Below are 23899 nucleotides of genomic sequence, written 5' to 3'. Positions count from 1 at the left end.
AATTACTCTTACTCTCACTCTTTCTTTTTTCGTCTGGAGAGTCTTCTTTTATTTCTTGTGTGTTTGTTGTAACAATTGAGTTACTTTCTTTTGTATGCTCACCAAAAGATTCTTTATCCATAGCCAGAGAAATAGGGGAATTTGAAAGTAATATTAACAGTACTAAAACAAGCGATATAAATTTTTTCATTTTAATTTTCATTCATCCACCTTCTTTCTTCTATTTTGAATAAAGCCTAACACAATCATTATTGAACCGATACCAACTAGAGTATACACAGGCCACCATAACTGACCCGTCTGTGGCAAGGGGTCTTTGGTTTTTTTTGGTGGTGTTTTAGGTGGTATATAGGCATTTTCAACTATAAAAGTATCACCCTCTTTACTTATAGATACTTTGTATTTTCCTTTATCCACACCTTTTTCTACCAATGTCCAATTAACACTTTCGTCTAATTTATGCCATGTGTGTTGCCAATTATTTTTTTCACTTAAAACTATGGTCTCTCTCAGCTTCCCGTTTCCTAATAGTTCAATTTCTATTTCTTTAGGACGTAAATTTTCAAAACCTTTATCTTTCCAAATCTTAATGACTTTTTTAGATACTTCCTTTATGATTTTTTCATTTCTTGTTGTCTTTGGCTTTGAGATAACATCATAATTCCATGTTCCTGTTTCTTTTTCTACATTAGGTAGTAAAACTAGAAAAGGACTGGATTCATATATATAATTATCCAAAGTTAGATTTTTACCGATAACAAGATACAAACCTGGTTTTAGTTTTGTTTTGTAAATTCCGTTAGCATCAGTTAACCCTGTCACTACAGGTTTTACCCCGTCCTTTTGCACATATCCTTTTAGGGTGAGAGCATAATCGTTCCAAGCCTCTTGGTTTAGTTTTGTTAAGTCAACAGGATATTTATCAAAGTCTTTTGAACTTTGTAGGTTTAAATCTTTATCCACATCTGCTACTTTGTATATGTCAAATTGTGTATTAGATAATCTTTTACCTTCATTCTGATAGTCGATAGTAAATTCAACGTCTTTGTTTGCATCAAAATCACTGCTTGCTAATATCTTTGAAGGAAATACAATAAGACTTAATATTAAGCACATAAGAAATAATGGTAGGATTTTTTTAGTTTTGTTCATCTTTCACCTCCAATAAATCTTGCTTTAAGCAAATTTTTAATTTTTATCTTGTTTTTTATGTTTTTCCCTATTTATTACCAAAGATATTAAATCTTTTATAATAGTAAATAGAATGATAAGGAATAAAATCAAGAAAAATATCATCTTAATTAGATGAGTTTTTATGTTTTTTTCCGCTTTTTCAAGAGTTTTTGCTTCTTTATGATTTGTTTCTTTTATTACTCTTTCTCCTCTTACTAAAAGCCTATGAGTATTTATTCCATAGGGTGTGCATGTAAACATGGTTACATAGTCTTTATCTTCTTCAATTTTTAAGGCTTCTACTTCTTTTGGTAAAACAGTAATAATTTGATTTATTTTATAGGTTAAATTATCCCCTAAGACAGATAAGGTAAATTCATCTCCCATTTTCAGCTTGTTTAAATCAGTAAATAATTTAGCTGACGGCAGTCCACTATGAGTTGAAATTACAGCATGTGTGCCTTTGCCTCCTACCGGTAAAGAAGATCCCGGAAGGTGTCCAACTCCTACTTGGATTACCCCCTCGTTGACATCATGGTAAATAGGTAAATTGACATTTATTTTATCTATAATTACCGTTCCCATCATTCCGTTTTTAAAAGGGTCCAGGTTTTCTTTATATCCTTCGAGTGAAAGAGGGTTGGATAAGGGATGTTCTATCTTTAATAAATTTTGATTGTACTTATCCGCCTTTTCTTTTATTTTCTCTATCTCCATCCCTTCAAACTGACTTAGTGCTTCTTGGTATTCAACAATCGCTCTGGATTGAGTGATGCTGTTGACATAATCACTAATAGTAGGGTAGAAGAAAATACTACAACCTATTAATAAAAGAACACGAAAAAAAATTGATTTGCTTTTTTGCATAATTAACTATTATTTAAGTAGAGGTGGTAAATCCACCTCTACTTAAATTTTTAGTTCCTTTCTTTTTTTACTTTTCCTTTTGCAAGACTAAATAGAGCGATTAAGATAACTCCTCCACCTAAAATTGTAAATAAAGTAGTACCCATACCACCAGTTCCTGGAAGCTCTACACCAGAGTTATTTGCAACCTTTGCTTCTTGGTATTTTGTAGTTGATTGATTATTGTAATCAACAGTTACTTCAACTGGAGATGTTAACTTGTTAAATCCAGCAGGAGCTTCTGTCTCTACAAGGTAGTATGTTCCATTTTCTAAACCTTTAAATTCTACAACACCGTCATCTCCAGTTGTTTTTTCATCAGCTTGGTCTTCAGTTACCCAAGTAACTTTATTATTGTCTAATTTATAGAATTTACCTTCACTATTTTTAAGTTTAAATTTAGCACCCGCTAAAAGTTTTTCTTCATGTCCTTCTTCATGTTTTATAACCTTAATAGCACCTGTATATACTTTTTTACTATCTTTTGTTTTTTCTGTTGTATCATCGTGTGGATTATTGCTATATTCTAATTCAACGTTATTAGCGTTTCCTTCACTACCAATAACCGCATTTTCATTTAATGAGGCTTTATAAGTTATTTTAACCTCTTTACCTACTTTTTCTTGAAGTTTAAGCATATCAAATTCAGCTACTAATTTATTTGCTTCTTTTGTAAGTTTTACATTTTCATTAAGCTCTTCACCACCAACAGTAACTTTTACACTTTCAGTGTCTAAAGTAAGCCCTTCTGATAAAGTATCTGTCATTGTATATACATATTTTTTATAACCTTTTGTGTCTGGAACTGTTCCTTTTAATGTATATTCAATCTCCTTTCCATAATCATATGATTTTTCTTCCACTGTTTTTTCAACAGTAGGATATGTTGCTTTAACTTTAGCTTCAGCTTTTGGCTTTGTTGTAGTTAATGATATGACTGAATTTGGATTATCTGTTCCTGAAGCTGCTCCTTCTGGATGAATCATGTAGTAACCTAATTCTAAACCTGTGAAAGTTAGCTCTGTACCATTCGCTTTTTCTGTCTTAGTTGGTGTTTGATTTTTAATTTCTGCGTTGGCAACTTTTGCAAATTCTGCAATATTTTCGTCTGTTATATTTATATATTTTGTTTCGCTACCTACTACTATTGGGTTTAGTTTTCCACCAGTATTTTCTCCAATTATATAATCTTTTCCAGCACCATTAGTGAAAAAGTCTTCCCATTCTTTTGCAATAGTATACGAAACATTTTCTCCACTTTGAGTTAAGTCAAAAATCTTATATGCTGAATAACTCTTATCTTGTGTAGTTCCTGTTACTTTAATTTCTCCATTACCTCCAGCAGCTAATACCTTTGAACTTCCAAAGCCTGCTGATAGAATCATTACTAGTGCCATCATTATACCTAGTAAACTTTTAAATTTTTTTGTCATGTTTTCCTCCTTATGACTTAATTTTTAATTTCTTATTTGTGTAATAAAACACTGGTGTCGTATAGATTTACTTGTCATTAATTAGTTGTACTGATTTAATATCTAAGGTATAAAACCACATCAAAAACACCTAAAGTTAATAATATATCTTTCTTTATTTATTCCTTTTTAAATCCTCCTTCCTATAATTTTTGTGGTTTGATTTTACTTTAACTGTCAATAATATTAGGAAATAAAATACAAACTGTGATACAATAATTGTGTGTATATAGATGTAAAATTTACTGGTTTATTAAATATTACTAATGTTTAATTAGTGTGTGATTTATACGTAAATTAAAGTCTACTTTTTTTTACATTTCTTCATTTCTTTTTTTCTTTTTCATATCCTTCTTCTTTTAACCATTTGGAAAAGGTAGTATGGCTCACACCTAGCTCTTTTGAGGCTTTTCTAAGACTAGTTTGGTTTTTTATATATTTCTCAGCCAGATTATAGAACTCTTTAGGAATTTCTATTTTACTCCTACCAAATTTAACCCCTCTCTTTTTAGCTTCTTTTATTCCTTCCATTTGTCTTTGATGGGTGTTTTCTCTTTCTACTTGAGCTACGTAAGATAATATTTGAAGGACTAAATCTGATATGAATTTTCCTGTTAAATCATTGACCTTGGTTCTGGTGTCAAGTAGTGGAAAGTCTAGGACTACAATATCTGCATTTTTTTCTTTTGTAATGGTGTTCCATTCTTTGATGATTTCATCATAATTTCTTCCAAGTCTATCTATGGATTTTATATAAAGTTCATCTCCTTCTTTTAATTTTTTCATTAGTTTTTTATATTTCGTACGGTTAAAGTCTTTACCGCTTGCTTTATCAATATAGATTTTATTCATCTCAATCCCCTTATTTAGAATAGCTGTCAGCTGCCTATCTATATTTTGTTCTTTAGTTGATACTCTTACATAACCATATTTCATCTTTATCATCCTTTCATTTGTTTTAAAATTTGTTCTGCTAATATTTTAATTAAGAGATAGAAAGGATTGTCTTACAAAGGTATTTAACTCTGTCAAATACTAGTAAAATATGATATAATAAACATATTAAAATTGCATACAGCTTGATGCTTTCTACATGTTTATATTTTAGTAGCAAGCACAGTAAGTGTACGGACACTTACGAAAAAATTAATGGAGCAGCCCTTTACGGAATGCTCCATTTTTTTAATTTTTACCTTGTTAGGGAGAACCCTAAGACCCCGAAATATATTTTATAAAGGAGAATAAAATGGCAAATAGATTTAGAAATGAAAGAATAGAAATAAAACTAACCAAAGAAGAAAAAGAAATTTTTGAAAAGAAAATGAAACTTGCAAATTGTAAAACTATGTCCCACTTTCTTAGAAAGTGTGTATTAGAAAAAGAAATTTATGTTGTAGATTTAGAACCATTTAGAAACCTACAATGGCTACTTTCGAATGCAACAAATAATATAAATCAGATTGCAAAAGCTACTAATACAACTGGTGTTATTTACAAAAATGAAATTGAGTCTATGAATAAGCAGATAGAAAAATTATCAAGAGAAATATGGCAGATCCATTCCCTACTTCTTAATAAATCAAAAGAAAGTTCTGGTGATTAATATGGCAATCACAAAGATACATCCTATAAAAGCAACTCTAAATTTAGCAATAGACTACATTACTAAGAGTGAAAAAACTGATGAAAAAATCTTAGTATCTTCATTCAAATGTCATCCATCTACTGCCCACATTCAATTTATGAAAACGCGAGAAGATAATGATACTAAAGGTACAGTTTTGGCTAGACATTTAATTCAATCTTTTCTACCAGGAGAGGTTGATCCTATAAAAGCTCACGAAATTGGAATGGAATTATGCAAGAAAATTTTAAAAGAAGATTATGAATTTGTTCTTGCAACTCATATAGATAAAGGGCATATCCATAACCATATAATCTTTAATAATGTTAATTACAAGACTGGTAAATGCTACCAATCTAACAAAAAAACTTATCATAAAATCAGGTATCAAAGTGACGAATTATGTAAAGAAAATAAGCTTTCAGTCATTGACGAATATTATGAAGCTTACAAGAAAAAATATAAAACTGCTGGTAAATCTTGGTATGAGTTTGACCAAAGTAAAAAAGGAAATTCCTGGAAGTCTAAACTGCAATTTGATATAGATAGAATGATTAATAAGTCTAAATCGTGGGAAGAGTTTTTAGAAAATATGAAATCTCTGGATTATGAAATTAAGTTTGGTAAACACATTGCTTTTCGTCATAAAGATAAGCAAAGATTTACAAGAGCTAAGACTATCGGAGAAGATTATACCGAAGAAAAAATCAAAGAAAGAATAGATTTAGCTATTAAAAACAAAGCTAATCCTATTAAAAAACGTGTAGGAAACGTCATTGATATATCTACTAATAAAAAAGCTCAATCCTCTAAAGGTTACGAAGTCTGGGCAAGAAAACACAATATCAAAACAATGTCTGATTCAATAATTAAATTAAGAGAGCAAGGAATAAATTCAATTACACAACTCGATGATCTAATCAAAAAATCTGCCGATGATAGACAAGATTTGTTAGATAAAATAAAGAAAATTGAAACTGAAATGAAAAGTTTATCCCAAGATATGGAGAATATAAATACCATAAATAAGTATCGTGAAATCTATAAATACCATAAGAAAAATCCTGATGACAAACAATTTGCAGAAGAATATTATAGTGAGCTTTCAGTCTATAAAATAGCCGCTAAAGAAATCTTAGAAAATTATAATAAGCTACCAAATACAAAAGAAATACTATCCAAGCTCGATAAATTGCAAGAAAAAAAGAACACCCTTATGCAAGGGTATTCTTTAAATAAAGAACAATTTTCTGACCTTATTCAGTATAGGAAAAACTATGAAAATTATTATGGAAAGGAGGTGGAGAGGTAAATCTTCTCTACTTCTCTTTCATTTAAAACGATTTATAACTATTCTAGTGAATATATATTCTTTGACGAACTTATCAACTATTCTCGCATTTGATACTCCAGAACCTAATTCAAGTAAACCTTTTAAGGTCTGTTCTGGTTTTATTAACTTCTTATCCTCTTCACTTAATATCGAATAATTTTTTTCAAAACTCAGTCTAATCAACTTATTTATTGTTTCAATATCGAGAGGATTAAATTGAATAGTGTCATCTATTCTACTATATATAGGTTCACCTAATGAACTAATAATATCTTTTGTATCTAAAAAATTAGAGGTGCAAATAATTATACTATTTTTTAAATTTACCTTGTAATTCTTATCTTCAAAAATACCTTCATCAAACATTTGATAAAAAGCACTATAAAATATTTGATTGGGTTTATCAAATTCATCGAAAAGTATAACATTGCTTTCTCTATCTAATAAATCTCTCGCTAAACTAGATTCTGTATGATTCCCTCCAAAAACATAATTACCAAATTCTCCGCTCTGATACATAGAAAATTGCTTTCTAAATAGATTCTCTTCCAAAATACTTGCTATAAACTTTGCTGTTTCAGTCTTACCGACACCTGATGGTCCGTAAAACAATAAAACCAATGGTTTATCGTTATTATATCCTTGAGCTATCCTATATAAACTATTAGTTATTTTTAAAGAAACTTTTTGTTGTCCAAGAATTAAGCTATCATACTCATCACAAAACTTTTTAACTTTTTTTATGTCTACTTTATTGTAACTATGTTCTTCAATTTTTAGATTATCGCCATATTCATCTTTCAATTGATTTACTATTAGTGTCGGTGGATTCTGAAAATACATATTCTCTATATCATATTCACTCAAAATTGAAAGGAATCCGTTTAAACCTGAATTACTTAGTCTTGCGTACTCATGCGTTCTTGCAACTAGATTAGAAACTCTTGTACGTTTTGGTTTTTGTCGCGTTCCTTCTTGATTAAAATACAGCCCCCTAGCGTTCATATCAGATTCATTAACAAGTTGAGTTAGGGTTCTTGGTCTAATTCTTTCTGGCAATCTTTTGTTAAAAGCACTTTCTGGTCCATAAAATATTTTAATCATTCTTTACACCAGCCAAAATTACATCATAAACTTTTACTAAGTCTTCTTTTAAATTATCTCTCATAATGCCACTATCTTCTAAAGCTTTTTCATAAGCATCTGGAACCTGTGTATTTCCACCGAAACTAAATTCTTTTTCTACATCAAGATTTTCCAACTTAATTTTACCAACCTCAACCGCATGATAAGTTAAATCCATTTTTACTAAATCTGGTAGTGAATATGAATTTCTAAATGCGTTTAAATTGAATCTCAAAACGCTTTTATCTTCTTGTTTCAATACCATTTCATAATACCCTTTACTTTGTTTCAATGCTGTATCTATCATGGCAATATTTACATTGAATTCACCTAAATCAATTTTACCTTCTGTCATTATCATATATGGAGCCAATAATTTGATATAAGAAAGTGAATTTTCATACGGATATACTTTAGCATTATTAAAAATTTTGATCCTAAGATCATCTAAGCCTAATTTTAGATAATCAGTTAAAACTGTGTTATTTATCACTTTGTTCAATAGATTTTCTCTACTAGCACCAACTGAACCATTGGCATTTAAGCTAAACTTTCCACCCAAAATCGATTTTAGAATTCCAGTTGTAGCTATACCAGCCTCAACAGAAACTTTACCATCACTTTTATCATGATCTTCTTTGATTATCTCTTCACGCAAAGCTCCCTGATTACTCATATATATCAAATCAGTTGCTGAATCCTCATCAAAATATATTATTTTACTAAATTCTATTTTTTTATCTTCCATGTATATCACCTACGTCTTTCTACATATTCTATTATATAATAAAACAATTTTAAAATCACATAATCGGATGATTGTCAATAGTTATTTTAAACGAGCTGCAATATTTCAAGTATTTTGTTATAATAATAAATTGGAGGTATATGTATATGAATAATCATCCTAAATTTGAAGAGTATAAAAATTTCATTGTTAATAATGAAGCTTATAAGGGATTGCCATATGTAAGAAAAAAAGATGGCTCTATTGTTTGGGTAGCAACTAAGCAATCTAAAATTGGTAAAAAAAGAATAGAATGGGCATTAAATAAAGCTGAAAAATTTGGCATTTCGAAAAATGACAATAGCTTCTACAGAAAAGTAATGTTTATGGTTCATCCAACCAAAGAAAAAGTATGTCAAATTTGCGGAGAAAGTATGTCATTAGATTATATTTATCCTAATAAATCTTTTCAAAAATTTCTTTCTAAAAATTACGATTATGAACCCAATGTGTTTGATGATATTTATGATGTTTCAAATCATTTTAAGGAAGAAGGAAAGTCAGATCTTGAAATAATTAAAATTTTAAATAAGTCTATAAAACTAGAAGGAAATTTCAATGACCTAACAATTTACATCAAATCAGTTATAGAAGCATGCAGAAATGGAGAGAAAAAGAGCTTAGGACCTGGAGCAATGTCTAATTTCCCTGATCGTTATGACGGATTTCATTCCTACAACAGATGTTGCAGACAAGAATTTGATAAAGGTCGTAATCCTGATAATATGAAGACTTACTCAAAAGATAGACGAGCTTATGAAAACTGGAGTGACGGAAATATCCACGCAGCAAATAAATTTATGAAAAGTAAATACTTTATTGGACTTTCAGCAGATCATATAGGTCCTATATCATTAGGATTCATTCATGACCCTAGATTTATGCAACCGATGAGCTCGGGAGACAATTCAAGTAAAAGAGATCGCCTTGAACAAAGTGATATAAAGAAATTGATAGAGCTTGAATCTAGATATAATTTGCTACCTGTTTCTTGGTTTTCCGAAAAAATATGGAAGGCTCTTAAAGCAGATTTTCTAATTGATAATGATATAAATCTAGAATACTATAGAAACCTTATGAAGATAAACATAAATAACTACATGTCATTACTTTATATTATCATTACTGAAACTGGCGAATTAGGTAAGAAGTTTTTGGAAGAAAATTTTCTGAAACCTAAGCAAGAATATTTTAAATATGATTACAAATTTGATGAATTTGGAAATATTATAAATAAAACTTTTCGCAATATTTCCGATGCAACAAAAAAAGAATATTCTCGATTCATAAGAATTTCATTTGAATCTGTCATAGACTTTGCCGAAAAAGAAAATAGAAATATAAAATCTAGCTTTAATACAGATATTACTAAAAATATTGATAGTCTTGTATATGAAATTAATAATTGTGCTCCTAACAAATCTATAGTTAATCATTTTTATGAAATTGTTTCTGATATGCAAGATAATCTTCTAAAAGAAGCTTAGGCTTCTTTTAGAAGATACTCAATTGTTCTCCTATTTCATTCTCGCAATTTTCTTTAATAGAATCAATGTAATGATCATATGATATTTTGTTCTTCATAAGACTAATAAATTTTGAATTCATATTACTAGAATTGATATTTATATCTAAATCACCAATTGTTTCCATTACACTAATTTTTTTATTTTTAGTTATCTTATCAGGAAAAAGTTTTGAAGGTTCTATGTTTATGTTATTTCTAACACCAATAATGATGACCCTTCTTCTACGTTGAGGCACCCCATAATCACTAAAATCTAACGTTTCCGCATGTAGTTTATAACCTAATGTGAGAAACATTTTTTTTATTTCATTGAATGTTTCTCCTTTATTATAACTTAATAAACCAACAACATTTTCAAAAACAAACACTTTAGGTTCAACACTTTTAATTATGTCAGCAAAATCTAAAACTAATTTATTTCTTGGATCATCACTTTTTCTGAATCCTGCTAAAGAAAACCCCTGGCACGGTGGTCCTCCACAAATAATATCAACATTATTTTTGATAGCCGTATCTATTATTATTTCTTTTGTATAGTCGTTTGTAACATCGTCACAAAGTACATTTACCTCTGGATTATTAATTTTTAAAGTTACACAAGCACTTCTATCTATATCATTAGCTAGTACATGTTCTACCCCAGCCATTTTAAATCCATACAATAATCCTCCAGCTCCAGAAAATAAATCTAAAGATTTTTTTACATTTAAATTTTCTTTAATTTTCTTTGCAATTAAATAACCCATTAAAGGTGGAACTGCATTTCCTATCTGATTCAATATATCTCTTTGATTTCCATAAAAATAATAATCGTCAGGGAAACATTGTATTCTTGCACCTTCTCTAGTTGTCAATACTCTATCTTGTGTTGGGTGAATATAACATCCATTTCCAGGTCTATTAAAATATGTGGTTATTGTATAACTTGGATTTGTATAGTCTATTCTACCATAAAGTGTAGTTCTACCACCTGTTTCTCTAATTTTCATAAGTCGCTTAGATTTTTCAATTGTTTTATCTGGAATATTCTTCCAATTTCCTCCTTGTGGAACTGATTTTATAATTTCTAAATCTAACTCACTCAAAGTGTATTGTTTATCGTTTAAAATTCCTTTTGTTGATAAAATTTTGTTTTTTTCTTTCAAGCCTTTATTTGCTAATTCATCAATCTGCGTTGAGTTTAAATTTATTTTATTTTCAACTCCAAAGAAGTTATCGATAATTTCCGTAACTATTTTATTTATCTGATTATCTCTTAAATTTGAATATTCCAATACTTGTTCTTTAGCTAAACTTGAAACTTCCTGAATTTGAACACTATTTCCTATAGGAAATGGTAATAAATCTATTTCATAGTTGTTTACATGATTATTGCTACTAAATATTTTAAAATACCAGTCGCAATACTTGGAATTTAAAATTGCTAATGCATAATATTCATCTATTCCATAATCATTATCTTCAATAAAGATAAAATTACAAGAATTCGCCAAAACCGTATTTTCTTTAATGAGCGTAAAACCGATTCTTGTCTTTTTATTCATATTGACTATCTGCTGACACGCTAACCTATTTTTAATTACATATCTTTGTTTAGAAGAATTATTAACAAACTCTCTAGTAGCATAATCCTTTATTTTTTCATATTTTACTTCGCAATATCTATCAATATCTCTACCTCTAATTAGCGGATACTCTGTTTTTTTAGATGTTATGGCGTCTTTATTGTTGGTAATATCTAATTCGCCTCTCATATTTACTATGAATTTATGATCTTTAACTTTTGGGATGGACTTTAATTTATTTAATAATTCATAATCTTCATTGCTCATAATTAATATAGAATTATTATGGGCTTCATCCACAATATTCTTCTTTGGTACTAAATAATTTTCGATTCTACCATTATTTAATTTTTCTATACTTACACTACTGTTTATATGATTTCTATCGGTTATTATATTTGTCATTGCCTGGCTAGCATCTATATACTTATTATTCTCTGGTATTTGTATAATATCAGTAATATTAAAATCAATAATTTTATTTCTTAAATCATAACAAGATTTATCCGTTAGGATACTGCTTGGTACTAATATTGATATAATTGAATCTGGTTTACTATATTTTGTATAGATTTCTTCAACAAAATATCTATATATATTAGCATTTAAAGCTCCAGATAACGGATGTAAATGTTTCGACTTTTCTTTTACCTTGTTATAATAATTTCTTCCATTAAAATATTCATCATCTGTTTTATAATGTCTTCTCTCAGCACGCAATCCTTTATAAGGAGGATTGGTAACAATAACATCAAATTTTATATCTCCAAAATATTTATCTATCCCTATATAATTATCTTCTCTTAATTGCAAATTATATATCAAACTTCCACCTATGTTAGGAAGATTATCATTTGTTAAGTCGATCTGATACTCTTTTTTTATAAAATATTTTAAATTTCTTATGAAAAGATCTATTGCAGATTTATCACTATCACATACATAAATATTTTTTATTAATTTTCTTATTTCATTAGAAGTTAACTTAAATTTTAAGGCAGCATTTTTTATATAGCTAATTACAAAATTTCCACTACCTACGCATGGTTCTAAAAAATTAACTTCATTTATTTCCTCAGCAGATATCTTTTCTAACACCTTCTCCATAATTATGTCAGTGAGCTCTAAATCAGTATAATATATGCCTTGTTGTCGCTTGATATCCATTGCCAATGTCTTCAAATATAAATCTGTGTTTTTTGTTAGATCATTATATAATTCCATAATTTAATCCTCCCAATGAAGATATTATATCACAATTTTCATTTCGAGACAATATAGTTGAGACGATTTAAACAAAAAAATAAAGGCAGTCCGAAGACTGCCGATATTTATCTCTCTGCACCTTTGCTATGGTCTTTCTTATTTGACTTAACTTTGTCATCTGTCTTAAAGCTTTTTATTTGCCCTAATATTGACTTTTTATCCTTGTCTTGACTCTTTACTTGTTCTTTTGCTTTTAAGAGCTTAGAAGACAAAATACGAACATTTTTATGTTCCTGTCCGTTGTTATCAATGCTTGTTTTTACTTGTCCGAAGATTTTAACAAAATCTCCTTGTTTTAGTTTCTCTAAATCTTTTGTCTTATCTCCATAGGCTGAACAATTGGTATAAACTTTATTTCCATCGTCATCTTTTGAAACAATTGAAAAATTACTTACTTTAAACTTTTCTCCATTAGCATTTTCTCGTTCAAGATTTTCTACTTTGCCAGCTATATTACCCACGAGATTTATGAGGTCGTCTTTTTCTTCAAGTTCATTGGTATTTTCAATGAGCTTTCCTTGTTCTTTCATATCATCAATCATATAGTCAAAGTCATCACTTAGTAGACCCGTTGTGTCATTGTTCATATATAAAACATAGACTTCTTCAAGTGCCTTTTCATCATTAACACCTTTTTCTATGCTCACAAGTGCTTTTATAAAATCCTTGTAATTATCATTCATCATTTCTTCTAAGTTTTCTCTAATATCTTTGTATTCCATAATTTCCTCCTTGTATTAAATAAGGAGAGCCTTTCGCTCTCCTCTATCTTTCTTGTCCTTTTTCACTTTTTTCTTGATTTTTATCTTTTTCTTCTTCCGATTTGAATTTTGATATTTGTCCTAATATTGATGATTTCTCTTCCCTTGCTTGAAAGTTATCCTCTACATCATAAGTTGATTCAAAGTAATCACTATCTTTAAAATCATTGTCATATCTATCTGGTATTCCGTCATTATCCAGATCTTTTGCTAGTGGATCATAGAAGTTTCCATCATCATCTATTTCTAATCCTAGTGCTTGTTTTAAATCTTCTTCATCTACTGATACCAGATCATCAAAACTTGACATCTTTATGGCTTCGGTAATATCTTTAAGAGCTTGTGAATTAGATATATCTTCTTCTACAAAAGATTCTGTTCTAATAGCTACATCATCTACATACTGAGTCCATGTTTTTTCTTCCAAATTTACCTCATATTGAATAGAGTGCTTCCCATCTGGTGTTTCTGTATAGGCAAGTCCTATATGACTTAAATCAGGGTATAGTTTGTCGAAGTCTTCATAGCTATTAGATTCTGAAAACTCGTAGTTAGAATAATCAACTATCGCCCTCTTTAAATCTTCTAATAGTGGTGATTGGTTTTCTAATTCTTCTACTTCTCCCATATCTAAAAGTTTATTAATTTCAGCTAGTCTTAGCGTCTTATCCCTTAACTCATCTGCTTTTTCAAATGGTTTAGTCAATTCTACTTTGGCATTTTCTAAAGATTCTTTATAGTTTTCAAGGTTTTGATTTAACCTTTCAAGTCTTGCAGGTATTTTTTCAATGGCATTATCAAGCCTTGTTATATTGCCATCAGTAGAGTTTGAAAACTCTCCGAAGTATTCTGCTTTTCCTAGAAGTTTAAAAGTGTGGGTATTTGTCATAAAGTTATATGAAACTTGTAAGTCTAAATTTCTATATTTACCAATAACCTTGCTATCATTTATCTTTACCTTTTTTATTTCTTCTAGTAGCTTCTCTCCAGCCTCTTTCTTATCTACAATTTTATTTGTCCCAAGACTGATTGAAGTGAATTTGTTATCTCCTTCTCCTAATTTCTCAATACTTGCAATATCTTCTTTAACTGCTTTTATTTCCATTTCAGTTTTTAAAATACTTTGAGGATAAATTTTATTTACCTTATCTTCGAGCTTATATTTATTAGACTTGTAGTTTGCTTCAAGCATTTTTAGTTTTGTAACTTCGTTATCTAAATCCATCTTTTCTTTTATTAAAGGATTACCAGTAGCCAAAGCCTTAATTTCTGAATAAGATAGACTTGCTTCATCAACATCTTCAGCAACCCTTACTGGAGTTTTTGAGGTCATTATTTGGGATATGAATTTCTGCTTATTCTCTATAGTCTGCCACAAATATGCATCAAAGGTATTCTCAGTTACATATCTAAAGATATTTACCTTATCATTTTCATTACCTTGACGAACAATTCTACCACTTCTTTGCTCTAGGTCAGACGGTCTCCAAGGGACGTCTAAATCGTGTAAGGCTATTAGTTTATTTTGTACATTTGTACCTGCTCCCATTTTTTGAGTAGATCCTAATAATACTCTTACTTCTCCTCTTCTTACCTTAGAGAATAATTCATCTTTTTGTTTGTCTGTATCTGCTTCGTGAATAAATGCTATTTCTTCTTTAGGTATTCCCATATTCACTAGCTTATTTCTAATATCATCATAGATATTAAATTCTACATCTCCTTTTGGTGTGGACATATCTGAAAACACTAATTGTGTCGATGAATTTTCTTTTGTCTTATCCCAGATCGAAAAGATATTTTTAACGCATACATTTACCTTTGAATTAGGATCATCGGGTAGTAGTGGATTTATTAATCTTTGATCAAGGGCAAGTTTTTTACCATCATTTGTAATCTTTAACATATTATCTTCTGTTGGCTCGACTTGGTTATTTCTAACTGCGTCAGCTCTTTCTGAAATAGCTTCTAATATTTCTTTTTGTTCCTCAGTAGGTTTTGTTTTAATAACTTCAAAATTTGCTTCTGGTACTGGCAAATTTAACATATCTGAAGTCTTTATATCTGATACTTCTTTAAACATAGACATCAGTTCTGGCAAGTTATAAAACTTTGAAAATCTTGTCTTTTGCCTATATCCAGTGCCTTCTGGAGATAATTCAAAGGTGTTTTCTGTTTCTCCAAAAGTAGAAGCCCAAGCGTCAAAATGTTCTAATCCTCTTGCCTTTAAATCGTCATATTGAAGGTATCTTTGCATGGTATAAAGCTCTGTCATTGAATTTGATATTGGTGTACCAGTAGCAAACACAACTCCCTTGCCATCTGTCATTTCATCCATATACCTACATTTCATATACATATCCGAAGACTTAAAGGCTTCACTCTGACCGATACCCGCAACATTTCTCATCTTGGTATGCAAGAATAAGTTTTTGTAATTATGAGCTTCGTCTATAAATAATTTATCTACTCCTAGTTCTTCAAAGGTTATTACATCATCTTTTTTAAAGTCATCATTTAGTTTTTCAAGTCTTACCAAGAGTTTCTTCTTTGTCTTTTCTAGCTGTTTTACTGTGAAATTTTCCCCTCTATTTCTTTTATTCTCATCAATAAAGGAAACTATATCATCTATTTGGTCTTGTATATGTCTTACTTGGTATTCCTTAGACATAGGTATTTTTTCAAATTGGGAGTGTCCTATGATGACTGCGTCATATTCTCCTGTTGCAATCCTACCAATAAATCTTTTCCTATTTTTGGGTTGAAAGTCTTTTTTATCGGCCACCATAATGTTCGCTGACGGATATAACTGCATAAACTCTCTACCAATTTGAGTGGTTAGATGATTGGGAACTACAAATAATGATTTACTTGCAAGTCCTAACTTTTTAGATTCCATAGCAGAAGCTACCATTTCAAAAGTTTTTCCTGCTCCTACTACATGGGCAAGTAGTGTATTTCCACCATAAAGAGTCCTTGCTATGGCGTTTTTTTGATGTTCTCGAAGTCTGATTTCTGTATTCATTCCATCAAAAGTTAAGTTAGAGCCATCAAATTCTCTATTTCTAATTGAATTGAATTTTTCATTATAAATCTTTTCTAGCCTATATCTTCTATCAGGATCTTCAAATATCCAATTCTTAAATTCCTCTTTAATCAGTTCCTGCTTTTGACTTGCAAGCATAGTTTCTTTTTTATTCAATACAGAAGTCTTCGAACCATCATCATTTATTACTTGGTCAAATACCTTTGTATCTTTTAGATTAAGGGCATTTTCAATTAGCTTATAGGCATTTACTCTACTTGTACCATAAGTCATGTTAGCAAGGTCATTAGCTGAGTCAACACTTTTACCTTCAATATTCCATTCACTTGTGTGTGGCGAGAACCTAACATTTATATTCCATCTATCATAACCTGGTGTTTTTAAAAGATTAAAAGTAAAGTCTTCTATATCTTTTTGAGGTATCCATGTTGCTCCTAACCTTACATTTATATCAGAAGCAGTGAGTTCTTCAGGCATAACTTCTTGTAATTTTTCTCTTTGATATTTGAGTTTTCCTAACTCGTTTAATAATGTGTCTTTCTTTTCAGAAGGTGCTAAATCTATTACATTTTCAATTTCTCCGATATATGAATTGAGATAGCCAATCTTTTCTCTAATATTGCCACTTAAATATTCATCAGCTGATACATATGAAAAATGAAATGGATCGTCATTGTCAAAGTTCTCAAAAGGCATTCTGTTATTAATTAGGTCTGTGTCCTTAATATCTAAAAATATCTCGCCCTCAAGTTCACCAATTAAGGTGTCCCTATCTTTGTTAGTGATAGATTCCATATATTCAAAATCTACATATCCCTTTTGTGAAACTGATAAAACCAAAGCTTCAAGAGAAGTGTCTACATGGTCTACTACTTTTGCCTTTGTTATTGTTCTTTTTGAAAATATATCACTCTTAGCTTTGAAATTATCCTCATCATCAAGTATTTCTATTGAAGAAACCAAAGGAAAGTGTGAGTCTTCCTTTAAGGCTCTTGTGTTTGATAAGGAGTTAATAAAGCCATGTTTCTTTGAAAAGTTATCATAGACTTCATTTAACTTTGCTTGTGACTCTTTTATTTCTTCATCAGAAAAATCGTCCTTTTGCTTTTCTATTACATCTTTTAAAGCATTCATTACATCAAGATAATCTTTTATCTTCTCTTTGTTTTTATCTGATATATTTTGCTTGATTAAGACTGAGTTTTCTCTTAAATAGACCTCTTCGTCAATAATGGTATAGGAAAAATTCTTAATATCGTCTGTTGCTGGAAGACTTAATTCCTCATCTTCCAATAGTTCAACCTCTTCATATTTTGAATTTGAAGATATTTCCTTACTTGCAAGATCCATTAAATCTTTTAGATTTTCGTCTTCTTTTTCATCACAAGTAATTGTATTGCCAAATCTTCCAGATACTTCTTTCATATCCCCTAATACCATTTGAGGATTATCTACAAAGTATTTATTATAAGTCAAACCTTTATTATCAGTTGATAGGTGTATCCAATCATCATCTCTTTCTATAACTGAATCTCTCTTCTTTAAGAAAATAATATCTGAAGTAACTTCTGTACCAGCAAGTCCTTTAAATGTTGTATTAGGAAGCCTCATAGCTCCTAAAAACTCACATCTTGCATTAATATATTTTCTAACAGATTCATCTTTTTTATCCATAGTTCCAGATGATGTTATGAAGGCAATAATTCCTCCATTCCTAACCTTATCTATTGACTTTGCAAAAAAATAATCGTGAATCAGAAAGTTATTTCTGTTATATTCACGATCGTTAACTTTAAAATCTCCAAAGGGAACATTTCCTATAACTAAATCAAAAAAGTTATTTGAGAAGTTTGTTTCTTCAAAGCCTTTAATTTGAATGTTAGCTTCAGGATAAAGTTCGCTTGCTATTCTTCCGCTTAGGCTATCTTTTTCTACTCCATAGATTTTAGACGCTTTCATTTCATTTGGCACATTACCAATAAAATTACCGACCCCTGCAGATGGTTCAAGGATATTTCCAGTCTTAAAACCCATATCTGTTAGAGTCTTATATATTCCATCCATTACCTCTCTAGGTGTATAAAACGATGTTAAAGTAGACTCTTTAGCATTTAAATACTCTTCATTTGTTAGATTTTCTTTTAAAATATTTCTTGCTTCGAGCCATTGACCTCCCTTTTCTTCATCGAAGACATCGGCAAGACCACCCCAACCTAGATAGTCAGCAAGATAGGCTTGTTCATACTCTCTTGGACTCCTATTTTCATTTTCAAGTCTTTTTAGCATTTTAATAGCTTTGATATTTTTATCTAGCCTTTCTGATGGTGTTAGGTATTCTGAATAAATATGATTTTTCAAGTCATAATTTCTAGCAAAACTTAGTCTTTCCTTATTAGGTTCATAGCCTAGATTTTTTAAATCTTCTTTACCTCTCAATAGGTTTTCAGCTGCTTGTCTTGGGACATTATACCTATCCATCATTTGATCAATTTCGGGATTGAACTTATCAATAAAGCTTTCTTGCTCTACTTCCCTTTCAATTTGTTTTTCATACTCAGATAACTTATATATCTCATAATTTCCACTATCTAAAAGGTCATCAATCTTTCTACTTTCTTCAAATGTTTCACCCTTATATAAAGGAAATTCTTCCCCATTAACTTCTACTTTAGTTCCTGTTTCAATTAAGTTAATTCCATCAAAGACATTCTCATCTTCTAAAATAAATTCCTTTCCAACTTTTACTGCTAGTTTTTCTGATGTTTGACTTAGATTTTCAAAGATTTCTTCAAGGTATGAATCGTTTCTATATGGAATTACTGCCGAACCCCTAATCATACCTCCCATATATTCCATATTATCTCTGATAGTGACAGTTTTAAGTCCTCCACTTAGTTCATCAAAATCTGTAATTGTAAAGTCTTTATCTTTATATCTAACCTGATCACCTATCTTAAATTTAGGTTCTATCTTTTCCTTAACTTCTTCTTGTAATGATTTTTCCTCACTTAGTGCAACTTGTTCTTCTAAATATGAAAATTCACGCTCATTTACTTCTTCACCATCACCAAGGTCAATCCTATAATGCTCGACAACTTCTCCGTCTACATAGTGGTCAAAATAGAATTTGAAATATCCGATATAATCATCAGTCATTTCTCCAAATTCATTTTCTCCAAGAGTTTGATTATGGTCTTTAACATCAATATCCTTTTGTCTTAGGACATTAATTAAGTCTTTAGTTACTATCTGCCCACTATAATCGGGAACTAATTCATGGTTTTCATTAAATTCTACAATCCAGTAGTCTTTTCTATTTTCAGTGTTTTTGTCATCAAAAAAAGAAGCTTCATCAGCTTCCTTTTCTTGACTTATTTCATTTTCTAAGCTTCCACGTATTCCTTGATTGCCATTTTCTTCACTGTTGCCATTAAGTTGTTCATCTGTCCTTGGTATTCCTCTGGATTCTCTCTCATCATCTTCTCTGTCAATCCTTGTGCTTTCATCATCTTGACTTTCTCTCTCTTGATAAAGTCCACTGCCTGATTCTGAATTTCCTTCAGGTGGTTCAAAAGTGTTTTCTCCTCGTACATTTCGTGAAGTTTCTTCCAGTTCTCCATCTCCTCGCTCCCTACTAGGTAAGACAGTCTTAGAACTGCGTATGTCGGATTCGGGAATCTCTCCATAAATTCCAGATCCTTCTCCATCATGTCCAAGGTTTTCTCTTCGATCTTCATCGCTATTTCCTCTGCCCGTTCCATCTGTGAAAACTCGTCCGTTTCTACTTCTTGACCTATCATCTCGTCTATATAAATCATTTTGACCTCCTCTATCTTCATTTGTATTTTCTATATCTCTATTATAGTCGGCAGCGGCCCTTTCTGTCAGCAGCCTAGCACGATCTATTTCCTTAGATTTTTCTATTGTACTATCTATAATATCTTCGCTAACCCTTGATATTACAAGACCTATCTGCTCTAAAGAAATTGTATTAATCCTAGAAAAATTATTTTTTAAATTTTCCATATCCATAGGATAGACTGTATTAAACCTATTAGCTACCGCATAGGATATTGAGTCTCTCATAAACTTTTCAAAACTAAGTCTATCCTCTATATCTATCCTCAAATCAGCAAGAGCCAAATTAATATATTCATCTCCATAAATTCGACTTAAAGAAAATATATTTTCATTAAGTGAATCACTAGCTTCAAATGAAAAGTCTCTTATTATTTCTTTTAAAGCCTCGTTATGATTTTCGTGGTCAAACTGCCATAAGCTAACCTCATTAATATTCCTATCCATTGATGTGGTCTGACTAACATCAAAAATATATGAAACTTTTTTGTTTATATCACTTCCAACTAAAATTGGAATACCCTTTTGACCTCTCATAACAACTCTGCCAAAATATTTCTTCCACATATCAAAAGTCGCACAAGCTCTAGCTTCAGGTTCTTTGTTATATATGCTTAATTGGCTGGAAAAATCATATTTCTGATTATTGCCTATAACTTTTAAGAGCTTTAAATATTCTTTTTCATCTTGTAACACCTCATACTTTATTGCTTCTTGTATATTCTTAAAATCATTTACTTGCATTTCCTACCTCCGTTCTATGAATTTCTTTTATAATAGCCATTAAAATATCAACCACAATAGAATTGCCTGCCTGCTTATATAGTTTGCTTGAAGTGCAATTTTTTCTTCTTGGATGTACTTCCTCTAATTTATCTATATCACTATCATCAAAACCCATGAGTCTTAAACATTCTCTTTCTGTTAAATACCTATATTTACCATTTCCAATATCTATTATTCCAGAATTAGGAACTCTCATTTGTTTTGTAGAAATAGTATAAGAAAAAGCTTTAATCACTTTTAATCGCCCTCTAAAACTGTTATCTATGCCTTTATTTAAAAATTTCAGCATATAAGGTTGGGTCATTGTATAAAGTTCACTTACATCCTTTTCTAAAAATTCACTTAGTGGTCTAGTTTCTTTCCTCTCCAATTTATTAAAAGAAAAGTTGTTTTTTCCAAGACATGAAACAACAAATATCCTTTCCCTTTTTTGAGGTATGCCAAAGTCCATTGCATTTAAGATTTTATACTTGCTTTCATATCCTAGGCTCTCTAGCTCTTTTAGATAAATAAAAAAGGAGTCCCTCATATTTCTATCAAGAACTCCCTTTACATTTTCCCAAATTATCCATTTAGGTTTTTCTTTCATTTCTTTAATTATTCTAATTGTTTCAAATAGTAAGCTTGATCTAGTGCCTGAGTTTTTTACTCCTCCCTGCTTTTTTCCAATTCTTGAAAAGTCTTGGCAAGGACTTCCATGCATAATTAAGTCTATCTTTTCATTAGGAGCTTTATATCCTACTACTGATTTTGCTCTATATTCTCCTCCATAAAGAGCGTTATATGATTTAACACAAGCCTTATCTATTTCTACATAATCAACAACTTCATAAGGTATCTTCAAATTAATAAAAGCCTTTCTAATAGCACCTATGCCACCGAAAAGCTCTAATATCTTCACCTTATTCATTTAGATTATTCTTGTACCTATCTACAAGCTCCCTTATATTATTTTCTATTTCTCTTAAAAAGTCTTCTTTATCTACTTCTCCAGAGCTAATCTTTGCAAGTTTCATTTCCCATTCAGAAGTTGTTTCTGCTGATTTAAACTTATCCTCTACAATCGATACAAGCCTATTGCCTTTTTCTGTTACAAGTAGATTTTTCTTATTTCTTCTTATAAGGTCCTTATGGATAAGATTTTCAATAATTCCTGCTCTTGTAGCTGGTGTTCCTAAACCTTTCCTTTCTACTTCTATGTCTTTATCCAAAGATTCAATCCCTGCATTCTCCATAGCCTTTAAAAGTGTATCTTCATTATAATGACTTGGAGCTTTTGTAAATTTCTCCGATATATTTTTAGAAGTTAGCTTAATTTTATCTCCAGTCTTTACATCTGGTAATTCATTTTCTTGTTTTTGTTTTCCATAAGGCTTTAAATACTTGGCATAACCTTCATCGATTATAGTCTTGCCACTTGCATTGAAGTTAAATTTATCATATTCATATCTGATTTTTCTACTAGATTCCTTTAAGTTATCCGAACATGAAGCAAGTAATTTATTCTTAATTAGATTATATACTTTGCTTTCTTTATCAGATAAATCTTTAGCTTTTTCAATACCAGATATAGTAGGAATAATTGCATAGTGGTCTGTAACCTTAGATGAATTAAAAATAGACTTAAAGTTTGATTCATTAACCCTAAAATCATCTTCAAGTCCTTCTAATAATTCTTTCATAGTAGTAACCATATCATCGGTTAGATACCTGCTATCTGTTCTTGGGTATGTGATTAGCTTTTTTTCATACAAACCTTGTGCTAGATTTAAAGTGTCATTTGCTGAATATCCAAAATATTTATTTGCTTCTCTTTGTAAGGTAGTGAGATCATAAGGCTTATCTGGTTTTGTGCTTATTTCTTTATCCTCTACCTCTGTAATAACTATTTCATCTTCTAGTAGATTTAATAGTTGTTCTGCAACTTCAATTCTATCAATCCTATCTGATACAAGTTTTAATTCTCCATAAGATAGGTCTACCGTATAATATTTTTGCTTCTTAAATAGGTTTATTTCACTATCTCTTTTAGCAATTAAATATAGAGTTGGTGTTTGTACTCTACCAACTGAATATGTTTCCTTGTAAATGCAAGAATAAAGCCTGCTTAGATTCATTCCTACTAACCAATCCGCAATAGATCTTGCACTTGCCGATCTATATACGTCTTCAAAGTTTTCTCCGTCTTTAAGATTTCTAAAGCCATCTTCAATAGCTTTGTTTTCCATTGAAGATATCCAAAGTCTTTGAATCTTCTTTTTACATTTAGCTTGATTATATACAAGCCTAAAAATAAGTTCTCCCTCTCTTCCAGCATCACAAGCATTTATAACTGTGTCGATGTTCTTATCGTTTAAAAGTTTCTTTAAAATTCCATATTGTTTTTTAGTGTTTTTAGATACTTCGTAAATATATTCTTCTGGGATTATAGGAAGAGTGTCTATTGTCCATTTCTTCCATTTTTCATCTATCTTATCTGGACTTGCCATTTGAATTAAATGACCTACACACCAAGAAACAATGTATCCATTCCCCTCATAATATCCGTTTATTCTTGTTCTTGCTCCAATTACTTTTGCAATTGTAACTGCTACACTTGGCTTTTCTGCTATTACTAACTTCATTAATACCTCCTTAAATTAAAAAAAGAGCGAAAGATTTCTCTCTCG

The 23899-nt window shown here is 30.3% G+C and carries 14 protein-coding genes; 3 read left to right on the top strand and 11 right to left on the bottom strand.

Translation table 11 applies throughout. The annotated features are described in order from the left end of the window. Positions 1-198: 198 nt before the first annotated feature. The 4 genes from EF514_RS00825 to EF514_RS00810 form a co-directional block, all read right to left on the bottom strand. Entirely contained in the window at positions 199-1152 is a 954-nt protein-coding gene (locus tag EF514_RS00825) for a Cna B-type domain-containing protein (protein ID WP_127722842.1), read from the bottom strand. Positions 1153-1188: 36 nt separating this feature from the next. Continuing rightward, entirely contained in the window at positions 1189-2040 is an 852-nt protein-coding gene (locus EF514_RS00820) for a class C sortase (RefSeq protein ID WP_127722840.1), read from the bottom strand. Positions 2041-2090: 50 nt separating this feature from the next. Next, positions 2091-3512, bottom strand: a complete 1422-nt coding sequence (locus EF514_RS00815; protein WP_127722838.1) for a SpaH/EbpB family LPXTG-anchored major pilin — start codon at positions 3510-3512, stop codon at positions 2091-2093. A gap of 363 nt (positions 3513-3875) precedes the next feature. Further along, entirely contained in the window at positions 3876-4496 is a 621-nt protein-coding gene (locus tag EF514_RS00810) for a recombinase family protein (protein ID WP_240648973.1), read from the bottom strand. 301 nt (positions 4497-4797) lie between these two features. On the opposite strand from EF514_RS00810, the gene EF514_RS00805 reads away from it, so the two are divergent. Together EF514_RS00805 and EF514_RS00800 are read left to right on the top strand one after the other, a co-directional pair. Continuing rightward, the gene (locus EF514_RS00805; RefSeq protein ID WP_106012388.1) at positions 4798-5154 is read left to right on the top strand and encodes a plasmid mobilization protein; all 357 of its coding nucleotides are present in this window, start codon (positions 4798-4800) and stop codon (positions 5152-5154) included. A gap of 1 nt (position 5155) precedes the next feature. Further along, complete coding sequence (locus EF514_RS00800; RefSeq protein WP_127722834.1) at positions 5156-6487, top strand: relaxase/mobilization nuclease domain-containing protein; 1332 nt, start codon at positions 5156-5158, stop codon at positions 6485-6487. A gap of 18 nt (positions 6488-6505) precedes the next feature. Here the strand turns inward: EF514_RS00800 and EF514_RS00795 are convergent, their stop codons facing one another. Together EF514_RS00795 and EF514_RS00790 are read right to left on the bottom strand one after the other, a co-directional pair. Next, positions 6506-7612, bottom strand: a complete 1107-nt coding sequence (locus EF514_RS00795; protein ID WP_127722832.1) for an AAA family ATPase — start codon at positions 7610-7612, stop codon at positions 6506-6508. Further along, positions 7605-8381: a DUF6414 family protein gene (locus EF514_RS00790; RefSeq protein WP_127722830.1), complete on the bottom strand. Its 777-nt coding sequence runs from the start codon at positions 8379-8381 to the stop codon at positions 7605-7607. The genes EF514_RS00795 and EF514_RS00790 overlap by 8 nt, the downstream gene beginning before the upstream one ends. Before the next feature lie 146 nt (positions 8382-8527). Between EF514_RS00790 and EF514_RS00785 the strand changes: the two genes are divergently transcribed. Then, the gene (locus EF514_RS00785) at positions 8528-9907 is read left to right on the top strand and encodes an Alw26I/Eco31I/Esp3I family type II restriction endonuclease (protein ID WP_164845506.1); all 1380 of its coding nucleotides are present in this window, start codon (positions 8528-8530) and stop codon (positions 9905-9907) included. A 7-nt stretch (positions 9908-9914) separates the two neighbouring features. Here EF514_RS00785 and dcm read toward each other — a convergent pair whose 3' ends face one another. The 5 genes from dcm to EF514_RS00760 form a co-directional block, all read right to left on the bottom strand. Beyond that, positions 9915-12737, bottom strand: coding sequence for a DNA (cytosine-5-)-methyltransferase (dcm, locus tag EF514_RS00780; protein ID WP_127722826.1), 2823 nt, complete (start codon positions 12735-12737; stop codon positions 9915-9917). A 107-nt stretch (positions 12738-12844) separates the two neighbouring features. Next, positions 12845-13501 carry a DNA-binding protein gene (locus EF514_RS00775; RefSeq protein WP_127722824.1) on the bottom strand — a complete coding sequence of 219 codons (657 nt, stop codon included), beginning with the start codon at positions 13499-13501 and terminating at the stop codon, positions 12845-12847. A 43-nt stretch (positions 13502-13544) separates the two neighbouring features. Beyond that, complete coding sequence (locus EF514_RS00770; RefSeq protein WP_127722822.1) at positions 13545-21188, bottom strand: helicase-related protein; 7644 nt, start codon at positions 21186-21188, stop codon at positions 13545-13547. After that, on the bottom strand, positions 21175-22140 hold the full coding sequence (locus tag EF514_RS00765) for a DNA cytosine methyltransferase (protein ID WP_127722820.1): 966 nt from the start codon (positions 22138-22140) through the stop codon (positions 21175-21177). Before EF514_RS00765 ends, EF514_RS00770 begins: the two co-directional genes overlap by 14 nt. Then, on the bottom strand, positions 22133-23854 hold the full coding sequence (locus EF514_RS00760) for a DNA topoisomerase 3 (protein WP_127722818.1): 1722 nt from the start codon (positions 23852-23854) through the stop codon (positions 22133-22135). The genes EF514_RS00765 and EF514_RS00760 overlap by 8 nt, the downstream gene beginning before the upstream one ends. Positions 23855-23899: the final 45 nt, after the last annotated feature.

Origin of the sequence: Anaerosphaera multitolerans, assembly GCF_004006535.1 — a bacterium.
GTDB lineage: Bacteria > Bacillota > Clostridia > Tissierellales > Peptoniphilaceae > Anaerosphaera > Anaerosphaera multitolerans.
Note: the sequence above shows the minus strand (reverse complement) of the source record. Positions and strands in the feature narration are given on the sequence as shown.

Coding starts and splice junctions, on each gene's coding strand:
- EF514_RS00795 (WP_127722832.1), bottom strand. CDS start 7,612: ATGATTAAAATATTTTATGGACCAGAAAGTGCTTTTAACAAAAGATTG.
- EF514_RS00790 (WP_127722830.1), bottom strand. CDS start 8,381: ATGGAAGATAAAAAAATAGAATTTAGTAAAATAATATATTTTGATGAG.
- EF514_RS00770 (WP_127722822.1), bottom strand. CDS start 21,188: ATGCAAGTAAATGATTTTAAGAATATACAAGAAGCAATAAAGTATGAG.
- EF514_RS00765 (WP_127722820.1), bottom strand. CDS start 22,140: ATGAATAAGGTGAAGATATTAGAGCTTTTCGGTGGCATAGGTGCTATT.
- dcm (WP_127722826.1), bottom strand. CDS start 12,737: ATGGAATTATATAATGATCTAACAAAAAACACAGATTTATATTTGAAG.
- EF514_RS00815 (WP_127722838.1), bottom strand. CDS start 3,512: ATGACAAAAAAATTTAAAAGTTTACTAGGTATAATGATGGCACTAGTA.
- EF514_RS00775 (WP_127722824.1), bottom strand. CDS start 13,501: ATGGAATACAAAGATATTAGAGAAAACTTAGAAGAAATGATGAATGAT.
- EF514_RS00800 (WP_127722834.1), top strand. CDS start 5,156: ATGGCAATCACAAAGATACATCCTATAAAAGCAACTCTAAATTTAGCA.
- EF514_RS00785 (WP_164845506.1), top strand. CDS start 8,528: ATGAATAATCATCCTAAATTTGAAGAGTATAAAAATTTCATTGTTAAT.
- EF514_RS00825 (WP_127722842.1), bottom strand. CDS start 1,152: ATGAACAAAACTAAAAAAATCCTACCATTATTTCTTATGTGCTTAATA.
- EF514_RS00760 (WP_127722818.1), bottom strand. CDS start 23,854: ATGAAGTTAGTAATAGCAGAAAAGCCAAGTGTAGCAGTTACAATTGCA.
- EF514_RS00810 (WP_240648973.1), bottom strand. CDS start 4,496: ATGATAAAGATGAAATATGGTTATGTAAGAGTATCAACTAAAGAACAA.
- EF514_RS00820 (WP_127722840.1), bottom strand. CDS start 2,040: ATGCAAAAAAGCAAATCAATTTTTTTTCGTGTTCTTTTATTAATAGGT.
- EF514_RS00805 (WP_106012388.1), top strand. CDS start 4,798: ATGGCAAATAGATTTAGAAATGAAAGAATAGAAATAAAACTAACCAAA.